General features: G+C 47.9%; 14 protein-coding genes. 12 read left to right on the top strand and 2 right to left on the bottom strand.

Annotation, left to right across the window (positions count from 1 at the left end):
• Positions 1-2: 2 nt before the first annotated feature.
• The 10 genes from RSC70_RS07780 to RSC70_RS07735 all read left to right on the top strand — a co-directional run bounded on the left by RSC70_RS07780 (position 3) and on the right by RSC70_RS07735 (position 15,649).
• Complete coding sequence (locus RSC70_RS07780) at positions 3-2,423, top strand: sensor domain-containing phosphodiesterase (RefSeq protein WP_186277496.1); 2,421 nt, start codon at positions 3-5, stop codon at positions 2,421-2,423.
• A 65-nt stretch (positions 2,424-2,488) separates the two neighbouring features.
• Positions 2,489-3,397 carry a UTP--glucose-1-phosphate uridylyltransferase GalU gene (galU, locus tag RSC70_RS07775; protein ID WP_442904263.1) on the top strand — a complete coding sequence of 303 codons (909 nt, stop codon included), beginning with the start codon at positions 2,489-2,491 and terminating at the stop codon, positions 3,395-3,397.
• Between the two features lie 312 nt (positions 3,398-3,709).
• A complete protein-coding gene (locus RSC70_RS07770) occupies positions 3,710-4,234 on the top strand; it encodes a hypothetical protein (RefSeq protein WP_332542159.1) in 525 nt (174 codons plus the stop codon).
• Positions 4,225-5,028: a cellulose synthase operon protein YhjQ/BcsQ gene (locus tag RSC70_RS07765; RefSeq protein WP_332542158.1), complete on the top strand. Its 804-nt coding sequence runs from the start codon at positions 4,225-4,227 to the stop codon at positions 5,026-5,028. The genes RSC70_RS07770 and RSC70_RS07765 overlap by 10 nt, the downstream gene beginning before the upstream one ends.
• On the top strand, positions 5,025-7,166 hold the full coding sequence (bcsA, locus tag RSC70_RS07760) for a UDP-forming cellulose synthase catalytic subunit (protein ID WP_332542157.1): 2,142 nt from the start codon (positions 5,025-5,027) through the stop codon (positions 7,164-7,166). The genes RSC70_RS07765 and bcsA overlap by 4 nt, the downstream gene beginning before the upstream one ends.
• Positions 7,163-9,637 carry a cellulose biosynthesis cyclic di-GMP-binding regulatory protein BcsB gene (gene bcsB, locus RSC70_RS07755; protein WP_332542156.1) on the top strand — a complete coding sequence of 825 codons (2,475 nt, stop codon included), beginning with the start codon at positions 7,163-7,165 and terminating at the stop codon, positions 9,635-9,637. Before bcsA ends, bcsB begins: the two co-directional genes overlap by 4 nt.
• A 37-nt stretch (positions 9,638-9,674) precedes the next feature.
• Positions 9,675-13,649: a cellulose biosynthesis protein BcsC gene (locus RSC70_RS07750; RefSeq protein ID WP_332542155.1), complete on the top strand. Its 3,975-nt coding sequence runs from the start codon at positions 9,675-9,677 to the stop codon at positions 13,647-13,649.
• A 4-nt stretch (positions 13,650-13,653) separates the two neighbouring features.
• Positions 13,654-14,136 carry a cellulose biosynthesis protein BcsD gene (gene bcsD / locus RSC70_RS07745; RefSeq protein ID WP_332542154.1) on the top strand — a complete coding sequence of 161 codons (483 nt, stop codon included), beginning with the start codon at positions 13,654-13,656 and terminating at the stop codon, positions 14,134-14,136.
• On the top strand, positions 14,136-15,152 hold the full coding sequence (locus RSC70_RS07740; RefSeq protein ID WP_332542153.1) for a glycosyl hydrolase family 8: 1,017 nt from the start codon (positions 14,136-14,138) through the stop codon (positions 15,150-15,152). Before bcsD ends, RSC70_RS07740 begins: the two co-directional genes overlap by 1 nt.
• A gap of 275 nt (positions 15,153-15,427) precedes the next feature.
• Entirely contained in the window at positions 15,428-15,649 is a 222-nt protein-coding gene (locus RSC70_RS07735) for a membrane protein (RefSeq protein WP_025801597.1), read from the top strand.
• A 72-nt stretch (positions 15,650-15,721) separates the two neighbouring features.
• Here the strand turns inward: RSC70_RS07735 and RSC70_RS07730 are convergent, their stop codons facing one another.
• Entirely contained in the window at positions 15,722-15,913 is a 192-nt protein-coding gene (locus RSC70_RS07730; RefSeq protein ID WP_025801596.1) for a YaiA family protein, read from the bottom strand.
• 95 nt (positions 15,914-16,008) lie between these two features.
• Positions 16,009-16,929, bottom strand: coding sequence for a LysR family transcriptional regulator (locus RSC70_RS07725; protein ID WP_332542215.1), 921 nt, complete (start codon positions 16,927-16,929; stop codon positions 16,009-16,011).
• Positions 16,930-17,101: 172 nt separating this feature from the next.
• Here RSC70_RS07725 and lysA point away from each other — a divergent pair, with 172 nt between their 5' ends.
• Both lysA and flhA read left to right on the top strand, forming a co-directional pair.
• Positions 17,102-18,364, top strand: a complete 1,263-nt coding sequence (lysA, locus tag RSC70_RS07720) for a diaminopimelate decarboxylase (RefSeq protein ID WP_040046726.1) — start codon at positions 17,102-17,104, stop codon at positions 18,362-18,364.
• 228 nt (positions 18,365-18,592) lie between these two features.
• Positions 18,593-20,740: a formate hydrogenlyase transcriptional activator FlhA gene (gene flhA, locus RSC70_RS07715; RefSeq protein WP_282814459.1), complete on the top strand. Its 2,148-nt coding sequence runs from the start codon at positions 18,593-18,595 to the stop codon at positions 20,738-20,740.
• The last annotated feature ends 25 nt before the right edge of the window (positions 20,741-20,765 follow it).

The raw sequence follows: 20,765 nt of genomic DNA, 5'->3' as shown, positions 1-20,765 counted from the left end.
TTATGAGTGAGCGCATTATTGATACTCGCGGTGAGGCCGTGAGTAATGCGCTTAATTACTATATTCATATTCCTCAGCAAGCAAACTCTATTGCAACCATTTTCATCAAAACGCTAGACACTGATAACTGGGATCTCACTTTCCAACAGATCGAAGGTTATTTGTATAAAGTGATGACTCAGACTTTCTCCAAAGAATCTCTGCTTAGCTCAATCGCCTTTGGTAGCGTTCAAGGGAATTACATTGGATTTGGACGCGATCTTGAGACGAACTGGACGTTCCAAATTAAAAAGAATCATGAGACTCACAATAAATTGCTGTTCTATAAAGATGGAACCAGTGAGAGTCCAGTGCTCTATAGCGTTGATGATTATAATCTTTTTGACCGACCTTGGTTTAGTGCTGTCAATGCCTCTCGACGTTCAATGTGGAGCAATGCATACCGAGATGTTAATTCTGAATCAGGGGTAAGCATTTCCTTTAGCTCTCCCGTTTCAGATAAACACGGTCATTATATCGGTGTTATTTCAAGCGACTTGCGCTTGAGTCGTCTTAACCGATTCTTAGCCAATCTGACAGCGACAGAACATAGCCTTATCTATCTGGTTAATGATAAAGAACAGATTATTGCCGCTTCAGCGCCAGAGTTGCTTCAGGGGAAAAGGAGCCAAGGCTTAGCCGAGCAAAGTGGAGCCGATCTTCCGAATGTGAAAGACAGTTCAGAGGCTGTGGTTAAAGCCACGGCTCAATATGTTCGCGATAACAATACTAGTATTAATCGGATTGATATCTCCGGTACCCGTTATTTCAGCAAGGTTATTCAGGTGGGCGATTCGCTCAACCTGAAAGGCTGGAAAATGGTGGTGCTGGTTTCAGAGAATGAGCTAACCGGTAAGCTGTCTAAATATCGTGATATGACATTGCTGATCGCTGGAATTGTATTGTTATTAGGCTGTTTTTTATCACACCGTATTCTTTCTGTAGTTGTTAATCCGTTACGTAAAATTGCGGAACAGGCACCTGATATCGCCTTAAGACGCAAAATTGACAGAAACTACAGCTGGTCATTTAAAGAGATAACGACGCTCGATAACGCACTCAATAGAATGGCGGGCGATCTGGATACGGCTTTTGCCCGCCTTGAAAACCAGATTAATATTGATAGTGAAACTGGGTTGCTCACTCGTAAAGGGTTGCTGGCCGAACATAAAACTATATCTTCATCGTTCCGTGGCGTAGTCGGTGTGGTTACGCTCAGTAATCTACAGACGATGATAAACAACCTTGGCAATGGCTATGCCATTAGCTATCTCGAGTCATTTATTAACTTTCTTTATCAATATTTCCCAAGCCACGTCATCGTGGCGCGCGATTCTATTGAGCGTTTAATTATTTGTTGCCCAGGCTCCAGCGAGAAAGATATCAGTGAAAATATTCATCGGTTGATGAATCTTATGCAGGCAGCCGAGAGTGAGTATGTGAATAGCATGCACGTATTCATGGGGTACGTTGGCATCGTTTCCTGTGCCGAAGGTGATCTGCTCGAAACATTGATTATCAGCGCAAATATTGCACAGCAGGCTGCTCTTCATCAAGAAAATGGGAATGCGCGAGTCTATGACGACTCTTTACGTGAGCTCGCACTGAAAAATATTAACATATTGAACCATCTGTATGGCGCCATCCCCAATAATGAACTTTACCTTGTTTATCAGCCGATTATTACGTTAGGTGATCCAGAAGTAAGAGAAGCTGAGTGCTTGATTCGTTGGGAAAATCCCGCATTAGGAATGGTTAGGCCCGATCAGTTTATTCAGGTTGCGGAAGAGTCTGGTTTTATCATTCAACTGGGTAGATGGATTATCGCCGAGGCGTGTCAGGAGCTGGCATCGCGCATTGCAAATAACTTTTGCTCTAGCAACTTCAAGCTACACATTAACGTTTCTATTATTGAACTGGCCCAGCCTGATTTTTGTGAATATATTCTGACAACTATCGAAAAAGCCGGATTGTCGCCACGTAATATCTGTATCGAAATTACCGAGACAAGCATGATTAAGGGCGATGAACTGCTTAAATCGACCTTGGCTGTTTTGCGTACTGCGGGCGTGAGTGTTTCTATTGATGATTTTGGCTCGGGTTTCTCAAGCCTATCTTATCTACACAAGCTTGAGTTTGATGCGTTAAAAATAGACCGTAATTTCGTTATGGATGTGCTGAATAACAAGAAAAATGAATCCATTATTTCCGCTGTGATACTGCTGGCTAAAGGGTTTAATGTGCCGCTTATCGCCGAAGGCGTTGAGACCAAAGAGGTTGCGGATAAGCTGCAAGCTATGGGCTGTGAGAAAGCTCAGGGATATTATTTCTCACGTCCTGTACCGTTTGACCAGTGGCCAGATGCGTTACTTAATCATCATTAGTTTTATGATGGTGTTTTATTATCGTTATTCTTTACCCAATTTTTATTTTAAACAGATATTCATTTTTGAGGTATACAGTGAGCGTAATTAAAAAAGTCATTATCCCTGTGGCTGGATTAGGGACGCGTATGCTCCCAGCAACCAAGGCAATTCCTAAGGAAATGTTACCTTTAGTTGACCGACCATTAATTCAATTAATTGTTGATGAATGTGTTGCTGCGGGAATTAAAGAAATTATTTTAGTTACGCATAGTTCAAAAAATGCAATTGAAAATCATTTTGATAAAAATTTTGAGCTTGAATCGACGTTGGAATCTAAAAATAAACATCAATTGCTTGATGACGTTAGAGCTATTTGTCCTGCTGATGTTTCTATTGTTTCGGTGAGACAAGGCGCAGCACAAGGATTAGGTCATGCGGTACTGTGCGCCCAATCATTAGTGGGGGAGCAGCCATTTGCGGTGTTATTACCGGACGTCATTATGAATAATCTTTATGGTGTGGAAAATAAAAGCAATAATTTAGCCTCGATGATACAGCGCTATGAAAGTACGTCTATTAGCCAAGTGATGGTTTCCCCTGTACCCGAAGAGGATGTTTCTAATTATGGTATTGTTGATTGCCAAGGTGTTGAAGCTAATCCAGGTGAAAGCGTTCTTATTAAACGGGTGGTTGAGAAGCCGGCTAGAGATAGTGCGCCTTCTAACTTATCGATTGTGGGGCGTTATATTCTTCCTCCTGAAATTTGGCCAATATTAGCCAGTACGCCACGCGGTGCTGGTGGGGAAATTCAGTTAACAGATGCAATCAGTACGTTAATGGAATCACAACCAGTTGCCGCTTATGCCATGGTGGGGAGCTACTATGATTGCGGAAATAAACTGGGATATGCCCAAACATTTGTTGAAAGCGCAATGGCTCACCCTGATATTGGCCCACTATTTCATGCGTGGCTAACCAGTAAATTTGCCTAGACCTGAGCTTTTCAGCGGGTGCATCTGCATCCTTTGAATTTTTCAATGTCAGAACTGTGAACCAAAAATCTATAAATGATGTTAATTGTGGATTTTTGTTCTTTGTTTTTCTGATTTTTATGAAAATATTCTATTTTTGACCGATCGCAACTAGTCTATTGCTTGAGCGATTTTCACGCAGAGCCGTCCGGCGCCAGCTGCCATCCTTCGTGATGGTTAGCGATGTGATAAAGCTCATCGTTCTCTGTGTTTATTAATGGCGAGCATCTTCATTTTGCTGTTTTTCTAACATGATTATTTTGAGGTTTATTGATGAAAAGCTTGGATGATATCAAAGGCTTTAAGGAAAAAACGGGGTTAAGTAACTACAAAGTATTATCTGAATATAATGTAGAAAATTTACTGACCCCGTGGGCTATTATTGAAAAATTAAAAAATGAGAGTGAATTTCACTCTTCTATTATTTCAACCGTTGGCCTGTCTGATTTTTCAGATGTAACGGCTAAATCAACGATTAAAGAGAAAGCGAATACAACTAAAATATATTCGACACCGTCTCCAACGGAAAAAGTTTCTATCTCCGCTGGAGAGCATACGGACAACGGGATACCTTCTCAGTTTGATGAGAGCCCGCGCTTTATCTCAGAGAACACTGCTCGTCAGCCTGTTATTTCATCCCAATATATAACCCCTGAATTCGGTGAAGATAAAAAACAGCGTTTTGAAGCGCTTTTTAATTCACACGCTAAGAAAACCTCAAATCATACTGCTCGTTCTGATGAACAGCGTGAATTATCACTTAAAACACTCTTCGATAGGATTGCATCATGCCGATGATTTGTATTTGTTCTCCTCAGGGCGGAAGCGGTCGTTCGAGTTTGGCCGTCAATTTGGCTGGTGCCTATGCTCATCGAGGAAATAAGGTTTTACTGATAGATCTTAATGTGCAGAATTCATTGTTACTGCATTTTAATATCGGCGATGGCGTTGTTCAGGGTTTTGTACCCAATATTGGCAATGAGCCAGACTGGACTCAATATATTCATAAAGTCGGCACGAATTTATATTTATTGCCTTATGGTGATGCAACGTTTCAACAGCATAACCATTTTGAGTTTCTGCTTCATCAAGATCCTGCTTTAGTCGTACGTGGCTTAGAAAAATTAAACCTATTTCCTGGTTTAGTGGTGATCGTGGATATGCCGAGCGGGCCGCATATGGCACTGCGCCAAATACAACCCTTAGTCGATATGCATATTGTTATGCTTCAGCCTGATGGGATATCTCCCGCGCTGTTAAGTAAGCTTGAAGATAATCGTTTTCTAGATATGCCGCTGAATAAAAATGGTAGCCAATACTACGTGCTTAACCAGACCGATTCTCGCTATGAAATGAGCCATGATATTGAAATTTACTTCAAGCAAACCTTAAGCGATAGGCTGCTTGGCAATATTCATCGTGATAGCTCTGTTTCCGCTGCGCTAACCAGTCAAAAAAAGCTGCGGGAATATCGTCCTTCATCGGCGGCGCTGTTCGATATTGATTCGATTGAACAAAAAATCTCTGCACTGCTAGATATCACCGTGGGTGAGAACGGTGCCATGTTGAAATTGACCGGTAATCGCCCATGAAACGCACCCTGATTTCACTATTATCACTGCTGATACTGTTACCTATATCTGTCCTTATCATTTTTACGCCGATGTCTGCGCATAAGCAGTTTATCTTTGGCCTAATGATGATCGGTGTGCTGTTTATTTTAGGGCGTAGCCAGAATAAGAAAATATCCACCACGTTAGTGGTGTTATCTCTACTGATGGCAACTCGATATATCTACTGGCGGGCGACTTCAACCTTGTCGTTTAATTCTTGGATTGAGGCCGTGCTCGGATGGGGGCTTTTTGTCGCTGAGATTTATGCCTGGCTGATTATGGTACTCGGCTACATGCAAACCATTTGGCCTTTAGAGCGTCAAATTGAGCCGTTGCCAGATGATATGTCGGTATGGCCAACGGTAGATGTCTATGTCCCTACCTACAATGAAAGCCTCGATATTGTGCGCGATACGGTGCTGGCTGCCCAATGTATTGATTACCCAGCGGATAAACTCAAAATTTATATTCTCGACGACGGCAAACGCAGCGAATTTGCGGTTTTTGCCGCCGAGGCCAACGTTGGTTACATCACGCGTTCTGATAATGCTCACGCGAAAGCGGGGAATCTGAATAAAGCCATGGCGAAAACCCACGGCGAATTAATCTGCATTTTTGACTGCGATCACGTAGCAACGCGCGGCTTCTTACAAGCGACAGTGGGAAGTTTTCTGCGAGATAAAAAACTGGCTCTGATTCAAACGCCGCACTATTTCTATTCTAAAGATCCGTTTGAACGGAATCTGCCTGCTGCCAACGATGCTCCTAACGAAGGGATGCTGTTTTATGGCCCTGTGCAAAAGGGCAATGACAATTGGAATGCGACGTTTTTCTGTGGTTCTTGTGCAGTTATCCGCCGTGAAGCGCTTGAGGAAATCGGTGGGTTTGCGGTTGAAACCGTGACTGAGGATGCGCATACCGCACTGAAAATGCAGCGTTTGGGCTGGGGGTCGGCCTTCCTTGGATTGCGCTTGTCTGCCGGTTTGGCCACCGAGCGATTAACACTGCATGTTATTCAAAGAACACGCTGGGCACGAGGGATGACGCAAATCCTGCGTTTAGATAACCCGCTGTTTGGTCGTGGGCTTAAATGGCAACAACGGTTGTGCTATCTCAACGCCATTCTGCATTTCCAGTATGGTTTGCCGCGTATCGCTTTCCTCACCGCGCCGTTGGCGTATTTATTGCTAAATCAGAATATTATTGCCTCTTCTGCCAGCATGATTTTCGCCTATTCATTACCTCATTTGGTGATGGCAACCGTGCTGAATTCTCGCTTGAACGGGCGCTATCGCTTCTCCTTCTGGGGCGAAGTGTATGAAACCGTGATGTGTTTCCACTTGGTTATTCCCACGCTGCTTACGCTGATTTCACCACGTCGCGGCAAGTTTAACGTGACGGACAAAGGCGACACGCTGGATCAAGAATACTTTGATAGGCATATCGTGATGCCGCACATCATTACTGCGGTGCTGGTTTTCTGCGGTGTCATTGCCGGTTTGGCGCGGTTTTTCTCCCTCAAGTCGCTGGGTATTGAACCCTATGTGCTGCTGCTGAACGTGGCATGGGCTATCTATAGCTTGTTGATCTTATTGGCATCGATTGCGGTCGCCAACGAATCCAAACAGGTACGCAAAAGCATCCGTATCGATATCAAGATCCCCGCCGTGGTGCATTTTTCCAATGGTGCCAGCATCAGAACTGAAACCCGCGATCTCTCCATGGGCGGCGTTCAGTTGGTGAACCCGTCGCCAGCGTTAAAAGACCACGATGTCGAGGCAGTTGAACTTCTGCTGAATAATTCTGAAGTTTGTATTCCTGCGGTGAAAGTCTTCAGTAATGACCATAGCCTGCGTCTGCAATTTGGTGATGTTGGTTTGCATAAGCGCCGAGAGCTGGTGCGCGTTGTCTTGGCTCGTGCCGATGCGTGGTTGGAAACGCCACATGCGGCTGATCGACTATCGCACTCTATGAAAGGGGTGATCAGCAGCGCTGCTCGCCTGTGGGGCATTTTCTGGCGTGGTCGCCAGCGTAAACGGGCGGAAAAAGAGCTGGCGAAACAGCAGGCGGCGAAGCCACAAATGACAAAACAGGGTAATTCGGAGGTGTCGGCATGATGCTTTCAATGGCCGCTATGCGCCATCAGCAGAATCGCCTGAGATTATTAGCCATTATCAGCAGCTTCTTTGCGCTGAATGCCTTCGCTCAGCCGCTCACGTCTGAACCATCTGCTTCGGAAAATGATTCATTTTCGGCGCTATCCTTGCCTCGTCCTGCGGAAACCGCGCCGGAGAATAAGCCGGAGCCGGAAGCATCACCGGTTACCGCCGACAGCCAGCCTGCTGCATTGGCGACGCCAGATGAGCCGTCGGCTCCAGAAGGCGTAGAAGAGGCAGAAGCAGAGCCATCAGCCGAGGCGGCAAAGGCGTTAGAACAGACCAAAATCCATGGAACGTTATCACTGCGTGATGCGGGCATTATTGATGGATTGAAAATCGATGGGCACCAGACGCAAAGCGGCTTCACGTTCACTTTACCCGGTGACAGAGTTATCACCAGCGCTCACCTGCTGCTGAAAATTAAAGTGTCCAATGAGTTAGTGGATGGGCAGCACTATTTAAATCTGATGCTGAATGGCCAAGATATGGGGCAACTGCCGCTGAGTCAGGCCGTGGATGATATCAACAGCTTTAATCTTGAAATACCGGCTCCGATGCTGGTTTCCGTGAATAACCTCAGCATCACATTGGACAACAGCAAAGCGTTGCAGTGCGAAGTAAAAAGTGATGTTCGTTATCAACTACAGGTGATGCCCGATAGCCAGATCGACTATGAGGGGCTGCGCTTAAATATTGCGCCCACCTTGTCTCGGTTTCCTTGGCCGTTTCTTGACACCTATGAGATGGGCCGCAGCCAAGTTGGGATGGTATTTACTGCGACACCTGACGCTGATGCTCTCACTGCTGCTGCGGTAGTCAGCGGCTATCTTGGCTATCACGCGGATTATAAAGGCGTTGATATTCCGGTGTCGTTAGGACGCTTGCCTGAAAGTAGCGCCATTGTATTTGCGCATGCGGGTGCCACTATCGGTGATTTTACCATTCCAGAACATGCGGGCGCGTCACTGTGGATTACCGATAATCCAAACAATCCCGTGTCTAAACTGTTGGTCGTGAGTGGGCACAATAAAAATGAGTTCTTGAGCGCAGCCTACGCGCTGACTCACAACACGTTGCCGGCAGGGGCTCTGTTGGAAAAGATTGCCCAACATAAAATTCCCGCACGTGTGCCTTATGATGCGCCTCGCTGGGTGAATACCGAGCGTCCGGTAACGCTGAGTAGCCTGATGAAGGACGACAGCAAACTGGTGGTTCGTGGCATAAACCATGAAAACATTCGTGTGGCATTTCGCGCCGCGCCCGATCTTTTCATGTGGGAAGGAAGCACGATTCCCATTTCGATGGGCTATCACTTCCCGTCGAATGAGTGGCTTGATGAAGCGCACTCACTGCTGGGCGTATCTCTCAATGGCCACTTTCTGCGAACGCTACCGGTGAATAAATCGGGGGCAATAGAAACCCTATGGCATACCTTGGGAGGCTATTCGCGTCAGGAGCAAAAAACGCTGCATATCCAGCCGTATCAAATCTATGGCGATAATCAGTTTGAGTTTTGGTTCTCGGTAAAACCGAAGCCTGATGCACCGTGTCAGGTATTAAGTGACAACACGATTAAAAGCTTTATTAGCCCTGATTCGACCATCGATCTTAGCCATACCTGGCATTTTAGCGAATTGCCTAATCTGTCTTATTTCATCGGTGCCAGTTTTCCTTTCTCGCGTCAGGCAGATTTAGCGCAGACCGCTGTTTTGCTCGCCGAACATCCGCAAGAAACTGAAATAAGCACGCTGATGACGCTCATGGCGCGCAGCGGTAACGCGACCGGTGTAACGACGCACGGCATGCAGATTTACCTCGGCGATAAAGTTCTGCATCAAAATCCTCGTTTGCTCAAAGGCAAGGATCTGCTGGTGGTTGCCACCATGAGCCAGCGCCCTCTGTTACAGACATTGTTAGCGAAAAGTCCGTTTGAAACTCAGGAAGGACAGCTTCTATTACGCCCAATAAATTACTGGCAGCAGGCGCTGGCCTTCTTAAAAGGAGATTGGGGGCGCGATGGCAAAAGTGCAAATCGTTATCTTTCATACGCAGGAGAGTGGCGCGGTTTTATTAGCTATCAATCACCGTGGGATAAGGCGCGCAGCGTGGTCATTGCGACCGCAACGCAGGACGAACAGTTAGCGCTGCTTCCAGCCGATTTGCGTAACCCAACCATCAACGCTGGCATTCGCGGCGATATCGCGATTATCGACAAAACCGATGGCGTCCATAGCTGGACCGTTGGCCCTCACTATGTCTCGGGGCAAATGCCGTGGTATCTGCAAATTATCTGGTATGCCAACCAGCACATTGTGGTGTTGGGGCTGATTTGTGCCTTGTTAGCAGGAGCCATGGGGCTACTGGCATACGCCTATCTCAAAAATCAGGCTGAACAACGTCTGAAGAATTTTATTGGACACCGCCGCTAGGGCATCACCCGCGAATGTAATATCTGACGGAATCATTATGAAAAACAATAAAGCCAGATTGCCCTTACAGCGACTGGGATTGACAGGGATATGCTTATTATCCTTGCCTTGGTTAGCTTCGGCGGCCGGTGGAGAGAACAGTGCCGTTCTCAGCCAATTATTTAATCAGGCGCAGTATTGGCATGAGCGCGGGCATCCTGACGATGCTAAAAGCGTGTTGAAAAAAGTCCTCAGCGTCGATCCAAATAACGCTGAAGCATTGTATTTGCTGGCACTTTATTCACTACAACAAGGGAATAAAACTGAATCATCGAAATGGAAGCAACAGCTTCAGCAGGTGAGTCCAGACAGCGGGCGGTTACAGGATCTGGATGGTGAAACTACCGCAATGAAAATTGCGCCTGCCAAGTTAGAAGATGCCAGACGTTTGGCCCGCAGTGGAAATCCTACCGGTGCGGCAGCGGCTTATGAGGCGCTCTTCAAAGAGGGGATGCCGGTATCTTCGCTGGAAAATGAATATTATCAGACATTGGCAGCTATTCCAGAGCGTCGCGAAGAGGCTATTCAGGCGCTGCAACAAAGGTATCAAAATGCACCGAGCGACAGGAAAACCGCGCTGGCATTAGGGCAGATCCTGACCTATCAAGAGTCAAGCCGCCGGGACGGGATAGCTATCCTGAGTTCATTAGGGGCTTCGTCGCCCGAAGCGGATAAAGCTTGGCGTCAGGCGCTGCTGTGGTTACACCCCAAAGCGGCGGATCGTGAGCTGTATGAGGCCTATCAGCAAGGGCATCCTGATGACGCGGAGCTTGCTCAACATTTCTCTAATAATGTTACCGGTAATCAAGTTGCCAGCGGTTTTGACACTGTGAATAAAGGCGATTTAAAAGACGCCAGCACGGAGTTTCAGCGCGTGCTTGATGAAGATCCACATAACAGCAATGCGATCGGAGGATTGGGGATTATCGCTATGCGTCAGGGCAAATTTGCTCAGGCTCTGGATTATCTCAATCGCGCGGCGGCGGAAAAAGGGGCAGATAGCGCCAAATGGCAAGATTTGGCCAATAAGTCCCAGTTTTATCTCAAGTTAGATGCGGCTAAAGATCTGGCTCGCCAGTCAGATTGGAACGGAGCATTGGCGGCCAGCGAACCGCTTTTAAGCAGCAGCGGCGATGAGAAAATGGCGGTGGCGCTTTTTCGCGCCGACATTTTGCGCCGTAAAGGCGATTTAGCGGGAGCCGAGCAGGCATATCGGGTGCTGAGCGCCGGTGCCTCGACGCCTGATATTCAGAAATCGCTCTACTACGTGCTGAAAGCAGAAAATAAATCTGATGAAGCGCTTGAACTGATGAAATCAATGCCGGCTTCATTCCAGCATCAGCTAGCCGAGCAGGGGCCGATAAGCGTAGATCCATTACGCCACGAAGCAACCCGTGCGATGCAGGCAGGGGATACTTTGCAGGCAGAACGTCTACTTCGTCAGGCGATGGCTAAACAGCCAACGAACGTATGGGTTCGCCTCGATCTGGCTCGAGTGCTGAAAAAGCAAGGCGATGCCGCGCAGGCTGAGCAAATCCTCGCGCCAGCGCTTCAGAGCCAAACCAACGACGGGATTTATGTTTTCGCGCTCTATCAGGCTGAAAACCAGCACTGGGATAGCGCGATAAGCCAGATCGACCGGATACCGCGTAATCATTGGAACGCGGATATCAAAGCACTACGTCGACGCGCGGCGTTCAATCAGGATTTGGCTCAGGCCGATTCACGACTGGCTCAGGGCGATAGCGCTGGCGCAGCCGCTTTGCTACTGCCGTTGAGCCAGCTCGATATCAGCTCACCTTCGGATGCAGGGCATCTGGCTGCCAGTCTTTATCAAACTGGACAGACAAAACAGGCCGTTAGCGTAGTTCAACGCAATATGCGGTTAGGGGTAAAAGGCTCGGCGGGTGACTATGCTCAGCAAATTGACGTGCTGAATAAGGCTGGATTAACGCAAGAAGCGGATGCGTGGATGTCAAATCCGCTGGTGTTGTCGCGCAGTTCTGCGACCGATATCGAACGTCTGAAATCAGGAACCACCATCAGGGAGGTCGATCGTTTGCGTGAAGAGGGGCAATATTCTCGCGCATGGGATCTGCTGATCGTGAAACTGCATGACGATCCGAATAACACCGGATTGATGCTGGCGATGGCTCGCGTTTACCAATCGGGCAAAATGTTCAATGAATCTCGCCAGATCTACCAGCATATTTTAGGACGAAATAGCCAAAATAAAGAGGCTCGAATTGGTGCTATCAATCTAGCCTTAGCCGAAGGTGATAACCAGCAGGCCACGCAGTTGCTCAGCCAACTGCCCGACGATAATACGCCAGAACATCTGCTTCTAGCGGCCAGAGTTGCGCGCAGCAACGGAGATTCTCGCACCGCGCTCGCCTTGCTGCGCAAGGCTAAAAGCCAGCTGCAAGGGCTCTCCGACGGTATTCACGGCTCGAACGCTACGATAAACGGTTTGCCAATAGCCGATAATCCATTTGTGGATGAAACTCCCGTTAGTGATGCTTTCAGAGATGACGGTCAACTGCCGTGGCAGCGGCAGGCTCGGACGTCTTCCTCTGCAAATGGGCAAGGAGCGGTGAAGTCCACGCAAACTATTGTGCAGGTCAGCAAACTGCTGGATGAAATGCGTGAAAAGTTGGCCTCTTGGACGGAGTCTGCGGTCAGCCTGCGTAGCCGTGATGGCGAAAGTGGATTAGGTGCATTGACCGAAACTAAAACTTCGCTGGCCTTTTCAACGGTACCGTTCTGGGAGTCTCGGCTTAAATTCTCCGTGACTCCGGTGATGCTCAATGCTGGAAGCTCATCAGGGCAGTCGAATAACCGCTTCGGTACCGGTGCTTTACAGCAGGCTACGGCCGCGTGGAAAGCCACGCAGGAATCACTCAAAGCATCAGGAGAGTCGGTAGACGCTGCGAATGCCGCACGGAAAGCCTTGGCGGATAAGTCTGCGGCCAGAATTAAAGCCTGTCAGGACCCAACATCAGCCTCCTGTGAAATTGCGATGCGTGAAGAAACCGATGCGCAAGATGCCTACAACTTGGCTCAACAACAGATCATTCAGCCTAAGCAATATGGGCCAGATGATTTCACCGCCAACTCCACTGGTTCGCAGCGACGCAGCGGGGCCGAAATAGCGCTGTCGTTGTCGGGCGACAACTATCAGGCGGATATCGGAACGACGCCGCTGGGGCAAGATTCCAACCGTCTATTAGGTGGGCTGCGTTGGTCGCCTACCATTGCGGGCAACACGCAGATGACGATGAATGTTGAACGTCGCGCGGTGACTGATAGCCTGCTGTCTTACGTTGGGGCAAAGGATAAATACAGCGGAAAATCTTGGGGTGCGGTCACGAAGAGCGGTGGCGGCGTAAGCCTAAGCTATGACGATGGACAGGCTGGTGCCTATGGTGGCGCGTCCTATTATCAGTATCAAGGTAACAACGTCGCTGATAATAGTGCGGTCATTGGCAACGCGGGGATTTACTTCCGTCCGCTACATTTAGACGACCGTGAACTCAAAGTCGGCGTTAACGCTGACTATATGAATTTCTCTAAAAACTTAAGTAATTTCAGTTTTGGTCAAGGTGGTTACTTTAGTCCACAGGATTACATCAGTATTTCACTTCCGATTGAATACAGCCGAAATGCAGGGAACTGGGACTATAAATTATCGGGTTCCGTCGGCTATCAATCTTATTCACAGAAGCAAAGTGATTATTTCCCTACGCGCCCAGATTGGCAAAATAATCTCGATTGGCTGGTGGATGAAGGCTATGGCAGAGAATCACATTATGCGGCTAAAAATAGCACTGGCGTAAGTTATAACACCAAGCTGCAAGGTAATTATAAGTTTAGCCCGCAATTATCCGTGGGTGGTCAGGTTGGTTATGACACGGTGGGTGAATATTCGGAAGCAACGGCTCAACTCTACTTTAAATATCTTCTGGACAATTAACACGATGACTAATCTGACCATAAATCCGGCGTTGAGAAAATATCATCGCCAACAGCAGTACGTGGCGGGGTGGCAGGATCTGAGCGCATTGTTTTTCTCCGGCATATTACAAACCGCGGAAAGCGAAGATGGCCGGGCTTTTCTGCATATGATTGGCGCGAATCTTGCGCGCCGATTTCCGCTTGGCGATGTGCAGACGCTGGGTGAGCTTGAAGACGGTGCCAATGCGGTATTGAGTCACTTCGGCTGGGGCATTGTGAATATTGATGCCGATGAACAGGGGATTAATTTACGCCATCAAGCATGGCCCTATGCCACTGAAGCTGACGATCCCGAACTGTGGATGGCCGGTTTTTCTGCTGTGCTTGAAGGATGCTGGACGACGTGGATGCAAACTCAGGGTGCCATGAGCGAATTTGTCACCTTTCTAACGTATGGCGGTGAAAACGCTTTAAATTTCAGGTGCCAATATAAGGATAAAGAATAATGAAGAGAATTAACTGGACGGGAGTCAGTCTATTTTTACTGTGTTTAATGACCTGGCAAACGCAGGCTGAAAGCTTGGGCTGGAGTGAATATAAACAGCATTTTATTTTGCCGGAAGGGCGCGTTGTTGATAATGGCAATAATCAAATTAGTCATTCTGAAGGTCAGGGATATGGAATGATTTTAGCGGATGTTTATGATGATAAAGAAACCTTTGACCAGCTATGGAATTGGACTAAATCTCATTTGCAGCGCCAGGATAACAGCTTATTTTCTTGGCGTTATGATCCGCAAAAGCATCAGGTCAGCGATCGTAATGATGCGACCGATGGTGACGTTCTGATTGGCTGGGCGTTATTACGCGCGGGTCAGCATTGGAATAATCACGATTATTTACTGGCGTCTGAAAACATCCAGCGTTCATTATTACGTTCCGCTATCGTTACGTGGTCTGATAAACACGTTATGCTGCCGGGCGTTGAGGGTTTTAAACACCCAAACTATATCAACCTTAATCCATCGTATTTTATCTTCCCTGCGTGGAACGATTTCTATCACTACTCACACAGCCAGCAATGGAAAACATTAATCGACGATGGATTAGTGCTGTTAGCCGATATGCGTTTTGGCGAACATCGATTACCAACGGATTGGGTAGCAATGCAAAAGGACGGAAAATTATCTCCGGCGGAAGGATGGCCCGCCCGCTTCAGCTACGATGCGGTGCGTATTCCGCTATACCTCAACTGGTACAGCAAGAAGCTGCCGCAAAACACTATATTTACCGACTACTGGGGAGCGCTGCCGGCTGAAAATACGCCTGCATGGGTTGATATAGCTACTCACGCGGTGGCGGAATATCCATTGTCGCCAGGAATGCGTGCTGTGAGATATTTAGCCACCGGAGATATGTGGCAGGTCTCGGAATCATTAGAGCCTAGCGAAGACTACTATTCTGCCAGCCTTAAACTCTTGGCTTTGGCCGCCAGCCGTGAGTGCTGCGCTAAATCAAGCTAAAGAGCGTATGGATAATCCTATAGGGTGGCACTTAAGTTCACCCTATAGATGAAAACATAACTGTGCGGATTTCTAGCTCGGTGCTAAATAAGCCCTTTAAAAAGGTGTCAAACAACGGTTCAACAACATAGTTTCTCCTTATTTAAGTGCTTTCCCACACACTCTTTACAATCCAAATACTTTGCAATTATTCATCATCACTTTATATCTTTGCTGGTGATACTGTCTTATCCGTCAACATAGAGATTTAGAGCATTCGCTCATCGAGGCATATCATGAAAAAATTAATTGGCGTAGCGTTGGTTGCGGCGCTGCTTGCCGGATGTGCGACCAACTCGCCTTGCGTACCGGTCTATGATTCTCAAGGTCGTTTGGTGCATACCGATACGTGCATGAAGGGCACGACTCAGGATAACTGGGAAACGGCTGGCGCCATTGCCGGTGGGGCTGCAGCGGTTGCGGGTTTAACGTTGGGTATTATCGCGTTAACCAAATAACGGTTTTATTACCGGCAATGACATAAAAAAACTCAGCATTTTGCTGAGTTTTTTTATGTAAACACCAACATATTATTCTTTCTTTTCATCTTCATAGCGACGCTTAGCGTCTAATGCTTCTTGGTGTGTTGGGTGCTCGCTAATCAGCGTATTGGGGCGCGGATGGTCTGCCCGTAGCTCATACCAAATTTCCGTTGCGCCCTGCGTACCTTTTCTCACTTCTACAATGTCTGCATGTCTTGGATAGGGTGGTTTACCTGCCATTTGGGCTCCTTATTATCTAGTGAAATTGGCGTACTCGCTGCTTTCAGTATAGACAAAGAGGGCAAGTGGCTAGAGAAAACCGATTATTCTTAGCGTCAGCGCGATGGTTTAGCGAGGCGTTGGCACACCTCGGCAATGTAGCCTTCAAGATGATGAATAAACGCACTTACCAGTACGGATGACGGGCGATGCTTGGGCAGAATTAAGCTCACGGTGAAGGGAACATCAATGCTAAAGGGGCGGATTTCAATCCCTTGCCCAACGAAATCGAGCGCGGTCAACGGATTCACAATAGAGATACCCACGCCTTGGCGAACCATCGCACAAATGGATGCTGCGCTGTGCGTTTCTACCACCATTTGGCGGTTTACCTGTTCGCGGTGAAACAGCGCATCAAGCGTCTGACGGTAGCTATCATTAGGTGAAAGGCTGATGTAGCGCTGGTTCTCAAAGTCCTTTGGTGCCAGACGAGCTTTGCTGAGTAAAGGATGTCCGCTGGGGAGAACGCAAACTTCGTTGAACGTGGCTAGAGTCTGGCGTTCGGTACCGGGCGGCGTGTAGGTATTTTCGGTCAGGCCAAGGTCATAGCGTTGGGCAGACAACCACTCTTCCAATAGCGGCGATTCCTGTGGGATCACGTTCAAACTTACGTCTTGGTGTTTACTCAAAAACGTGCGGCAAACATTAGGTAACAGCGACTGTGAGAATGCTGGCAGGCAGGCGACGGAAAGCTGCGCCTGTTGGAACTGACGAATATGTTTGGCGGCATCGACAATACGCTCGATGCCGTAGTAGGAGCGTTGTACTTCTTCAAACAGTTGAAGCCCTTGTGCGGTGGGTCTTAGGCGACCACGCACCCGATCAAACAACGGCATTTGCAGCAGTTTCTCAAAGCGAGCCAGTTCGCGACTCACCGTGGGCTGTGATGTATTGAGCAGCGCTGCGGCCTCGGTCAAATTCCCCGTGGTCATCACGGCGTGAAAAATTTCGATTTGGCGCAGGGAAATGGCAGGCATAGACAGCGGCGTAGTTAGCGGCATGGTCAGCGGGCTCCAAAGATGAACAGCCCATATCATAAATGAATAGACTGACCCTAAATAGATATTTTATTTAAGCCTTGTGCAGTGGCAATAATCGGAGAACAACATCAAACAACACAAAAAATAGACTGACCGCAAAGAGGATCTCATGCCACGTTCCCTAAATGATCACACTACCGCGCTGAATATCGACAATCTGATGGCGTTACCGCAACGCTTTGGCTGCCCCGTATGGGCTTATGACGGCGATATCATTAAGCAACAGATTGAAAAACTACGTGAATTTGATGTGATCCGCTTTGCGCAGAAGGCCTGTTCGAATATTCATATTTTACGCTTGATGCATGAACAAGGTGTCAAGGTTGATGCGGTTTCATTAGGTGAAATTGAACGTGCGCTGATGGCCGGTTTTCAGCCGGGTGGAAACCCAAGCCAAATCGTCTTTACCGCGGATGTATTAGATGAAGCCACTCTGGCACGTGTTGTTGAACTGAATATTCCTGTGAATGCAGGTTCAGCCGATATGCTGACCCAACTGGGCGAACGCTCGCCAGGCCATCCGGTGTGGCTGCGTGTGAATCCGGGGTTTGGTCACGGTCATAGCCAGAAAACCAATACGGGCGGCGAGAACAGCAAACACGGTATCTGGTTTGAAGAGTTGCCTCAGGCGCTCGCGCTGATCAAACGTTATGATTTGCAGCTGATTGGTTTGCACATGCATATCGGTTCGGGCGTGGATTACCAGCATCTGGCACAGGTTTGTGACACTATGGCGCGCCAAGTGATTGAACTCGGTCACGACATTCAGGCTATTTCGGCGGGTGGCGGTTTATCTATCCCCTATCAGCAGGGCGATGAATCTATCAATGTGTCGAACTACTATGCGCTGTGGAACGACGCTCGTGAACGTATCGCACGCCATCTGGGTCATCCAATACATCTTGAGATTGAGCCAGGGCGCTATTTAGTGGCTGAATCTGGCGTTTTAGTGGCGCAAGTGCGTTCGGTTAAAAATATGGGCAGCCGTCATTTTGTTCTGGTTGATGCCGGTTTTAATGACCTGATGCGCCCAGCTATGTATGGCAGCTATCACCATATTTCTCTTATGCCAGCAGACGGACGAGATGTGAGCGAACAACCGCTGATTGAATCTGTTATTGGTGGCCCTCTTTGTGAGTCCGGCGACGTATTTACGCAAAAGGCGGGTGGGGAAGTGGAAACGCGCGCGCTTCCTGCTGCACAGGTTGGAGACTACTTAGTTTTCCATGACACCGGCGCTTACGGTGCATCGATGTCTTCAAACTATAATAGCCGTCCTCTATTGCCTGAGGTGTTATTTGAAAATAATCAGCCACGTTTAATTCGCCGCCGTCAGACGATTGAAGAGTTATTAGCGTTAGAAATTTTGTAAATTATATTCGTCATTCTTCAAGCAACTTGAATTATGACGGATATAGAAATGTGACGTTTCATGTGCGTTAGCAATTTGTTGACGCACATGTTTAAAGAATAATAGTTATTATTTACTCTGATATCATTAGCATTAATTACCATATTTAACCGTTTAGATCATATCTATCCGACCTTCGCTTCCCGTAGAATAGCGGTTCTAATCATTTCACGCGCATCATCTTCAGCTATGAATACCGTCAAAATACAGTCTTCAACCAGAATGAATCCGGTCTGGCAGGATATGCTGCATCAGGCTACACAAACGCTGCTTGGACAGCGTACTCTCTTTGAGCTGATGCGGGCTCTTCACGGCTTGTCATTTTCCGTTATTCGTTTCGATCGCGTGAATATTTTGCGCCTTGACCCTTTGCATAATCGTATTACTCACTACGGCTATGAACCTGAAAGCAAACAAATGCGTTGCTCCAATGACGTGTTGTTAGCGGAGGGGCCTGGGGGAAAAGTCTGGGCCGATCAGCAGCCTATTTGCTGCCGACGAGATGTATTTGTTCAGCAATTTCCACAGGTGTCTGAACTGGCGCAGTACCGTGATTTAAACGTCTATTATCAACTGCCACTGACTACGCCGCGCCAAAGATTAGGCGGCATTGAATTTATTAAACACGGCGATCAGCAGTTCAGCGAAAGCGAGCTGGCTCTGGCCCAGCCGTTGGCTGAGGTGGTTGCTAGCGTATTAGAAAATATTCTTGAGCGTGAACATGTTCAGCTTGAGGAAGAGAGCCTGCGCCGTGAACGCGATCACTACCGTATTTTGGTCGATGTCACGAACGCCGTGACTTCTAAGCTTGAGCTTGATGGGCTGGCTGCGGAGGTTTCTAAAGAGATCCATCGTTTCTTTGGAATCGACTATATTGGCCTGTCTGTTTTTGATGAGCAGGAAGATCGCTTTAAAGCTTATGTTGCCTGCTATCAAAGCGGAAAGCCGGTGCTGCGTGAGCAAAAATATCTGCCGTTGGAAGGTTCACTTGCCCAGCAGGTAGTACAAAGCGAAGAGATGCTGTTGATGGATTTGCAGGACTCCACGCGCCTCGCTCCGCAGGATCGCCAGCTAGCGCAGATGCTTGCGTTTGGTCATCAAACAATCTGCCAGCTACCGCTTATCTTTGGTAATAAAGTGCTGGGTGTTTTGAAGCTGGCGCAGTGCCAGCCAGCGATATTCAGTGACAATAATCTTAAACTGCTGCGCCAAATCGCGGCACGTATCGCCATCGCGGTAGATAACGCGCTGGCTTACGGTGAAATATCGCGCCTAAAAGATAGTCTGGTGCACGAGAATCGATATTTAACCGAACAAATTCGCCAAGACAGCGACTTTGGTGAAATCGTTGGGCAGAGCGCGGCGATTAAAAGCGTGTTGGAACAGGTTGAAATGGTGGCCTCGAGCGACTGTAGCGTGTTGATCCTTGGCGAAACGGGCACAGGTAAGGAATTGATCGCTCAGGCAATTCATAACCTCAGCACGCGCAATCAAAAGCGCATGGTTAAGATGAACTGCGCGGCGATCCCCAGTGGCCTGATGGAAAGTGATTTATTCGGTCATGAGAAGGGCGCTTATACCGGCGCAACCTCACAGCGAATGGGGCGTTTTGAGCTGGCAAATAAGAGCTCGCTATTTTTGGATGAGGTGGGCGATATTCCGCTAGAACTTCAGCCGAAATTGCTGCGCGTATTACAAGAGCGAGAAATTGAGCGACTCGGCGGGAATAAAATTATTCCGGTAGATGTGCGCCTGATTGCCGCGACCAATCGCGATCTGAAACAGATGGTGCTGGATCGTGAATATCGCAGCGATCTTTATTATCGTCTTAATGTTTTTCCTATCGTGATCCCCCCTCTGCGCGAACGCCCAGAAGATATTCCACTGCTGGTGAAATTCTTTACGCGCAAAATTGCTAAACGTATGAATCGCACCATCGATAGTATTCCAACAGAAACTATCCGCATGCTGTGTGATTTACCGTGGCCGGGTAATATTCGCGAACTTGAGAATATCATTGAGCGCGCCGTTATCTTAACGCGTGGGCCGGTATTAAATTTACAGCTCAATGAGCTGCAATATCACCTGTCACCGCCGTTAGTGCATAAACCCGCACAAGCGACGCCTTCTTCATGGCCAGTGACATACCCTGCGGAAAAAGCATCACATGAGCCTGCACAGGGCGGTGAATCCAGCGAGCGCGAACGTATTCTGTCGGCACTGCGCGAATCTAACGGGATTGTGGCTGGTCCTCGCGGTGCAGCCGCACGGCTTGGGCTAAAACGTACCACGCTGATTTCGCGCATGCAGCGCTTGGGCATTTCTGCTAAGGACTAAAAACTTCACCTCATACGGGCGAAAA

This window comes from Hafnia sp., from assembly GCF_036648275.1.
In the GTDB taxonomy this organism is placed as follows: Bacteria; Pseudomonadota; Gammaproteobacteria; order Enterobacterales; family Enterobacteriaceae; genus Hafnia; species Hafnia alvei.
Note: the sequence above shows the minus strand (reverse complement) of the source record. Positions and strands in the feature narration are given on the sequence as shown.

Coding starts and splice junctions, on each gene's coding strand:
- RSC70_RS07780 (WP_186277496.1), top strand. CDS start 3: ATGAGTGAGCGCATTATTGATACTCGCGGTGAGGCCGTGAGTAATGCG.
- RSC70_RS07770 (WP_332542159.1), top strand. CDS start 3,710: ATGAAAAGCTTGGATGATATCAAAGGCTTTAAGGAAAAAACGGGGTTA.
- RSC70_RS07765 (WP_332542158.1), top strand. CDS start 4,225: ATGCCGATGATTTGTATTTGTTCTCCTCAGGGCGGAAGCGGTCGTTCG.
- bcsA (WP_332542157.1), top strand. CDS start 5,025: ATGAAACGCACCCTGATTTCACTATTATCACTGCTGATACTGTTACCT.
- bcsB (WP_332542156.1), top strand. CDS start 7,163: ATGATGCTTTCAATGGCCGCTATGCGCCATCAGCAGAATCGCCTGAGA.
- RSC70_RS07750 (WP_332542155.1), top strand. CDS start 9,675: ATGAAAAACAATAAAGCCAGATTGCCCTTACAGCGACTGGGATTGACA.
- bcsD (WP_332542154.1), top strand. CDS start 13,654: ATGACTAATCTGACCATAAATCCGGCGTTGAGAAAATATCATCGCCAA.
- RSC70_RS07740 (WP_332542153.1), top strand. CDS start 14,136: ATGAAGAGAATTAACTGGACGGGAGTCAGTCTATTTTTACTGTGTTTA.
- RSC70_RS07735 (WP_025801597.1), top strand. CDS start 15,428: ATGAAAAAATTAATTGGCGTAGCGTTGGTTGCGGCGCTGCTTGCCGGA.
- RSC70_RS07730 (WP_025801596.1), bottom strand. CDS start 15,913: ATGGCAGGTAAACCACCCTATCCAAGACATGCAGACATTGTAGAAGTG.
- RSC70_RS07725 (WP_332542215.1), bottom strand. CDS start 16,929: ATGCCTGCCATTTCCCTGCGCCAAATCGAAATTTTTCACGCCGTGATG.
- lysA (WP_040046726.1), top strand. CDS start 17,102: ATGCCACGTTCCCTAAATGATCACACTACCGCGCTGAATATCGACAAT.
- flhA (WP_282814459.1), top strand. CDS start 18,593: ATGAATACCGTCAAAATACAGTCTTCAACCAGAATGAATCCGGTCTGG.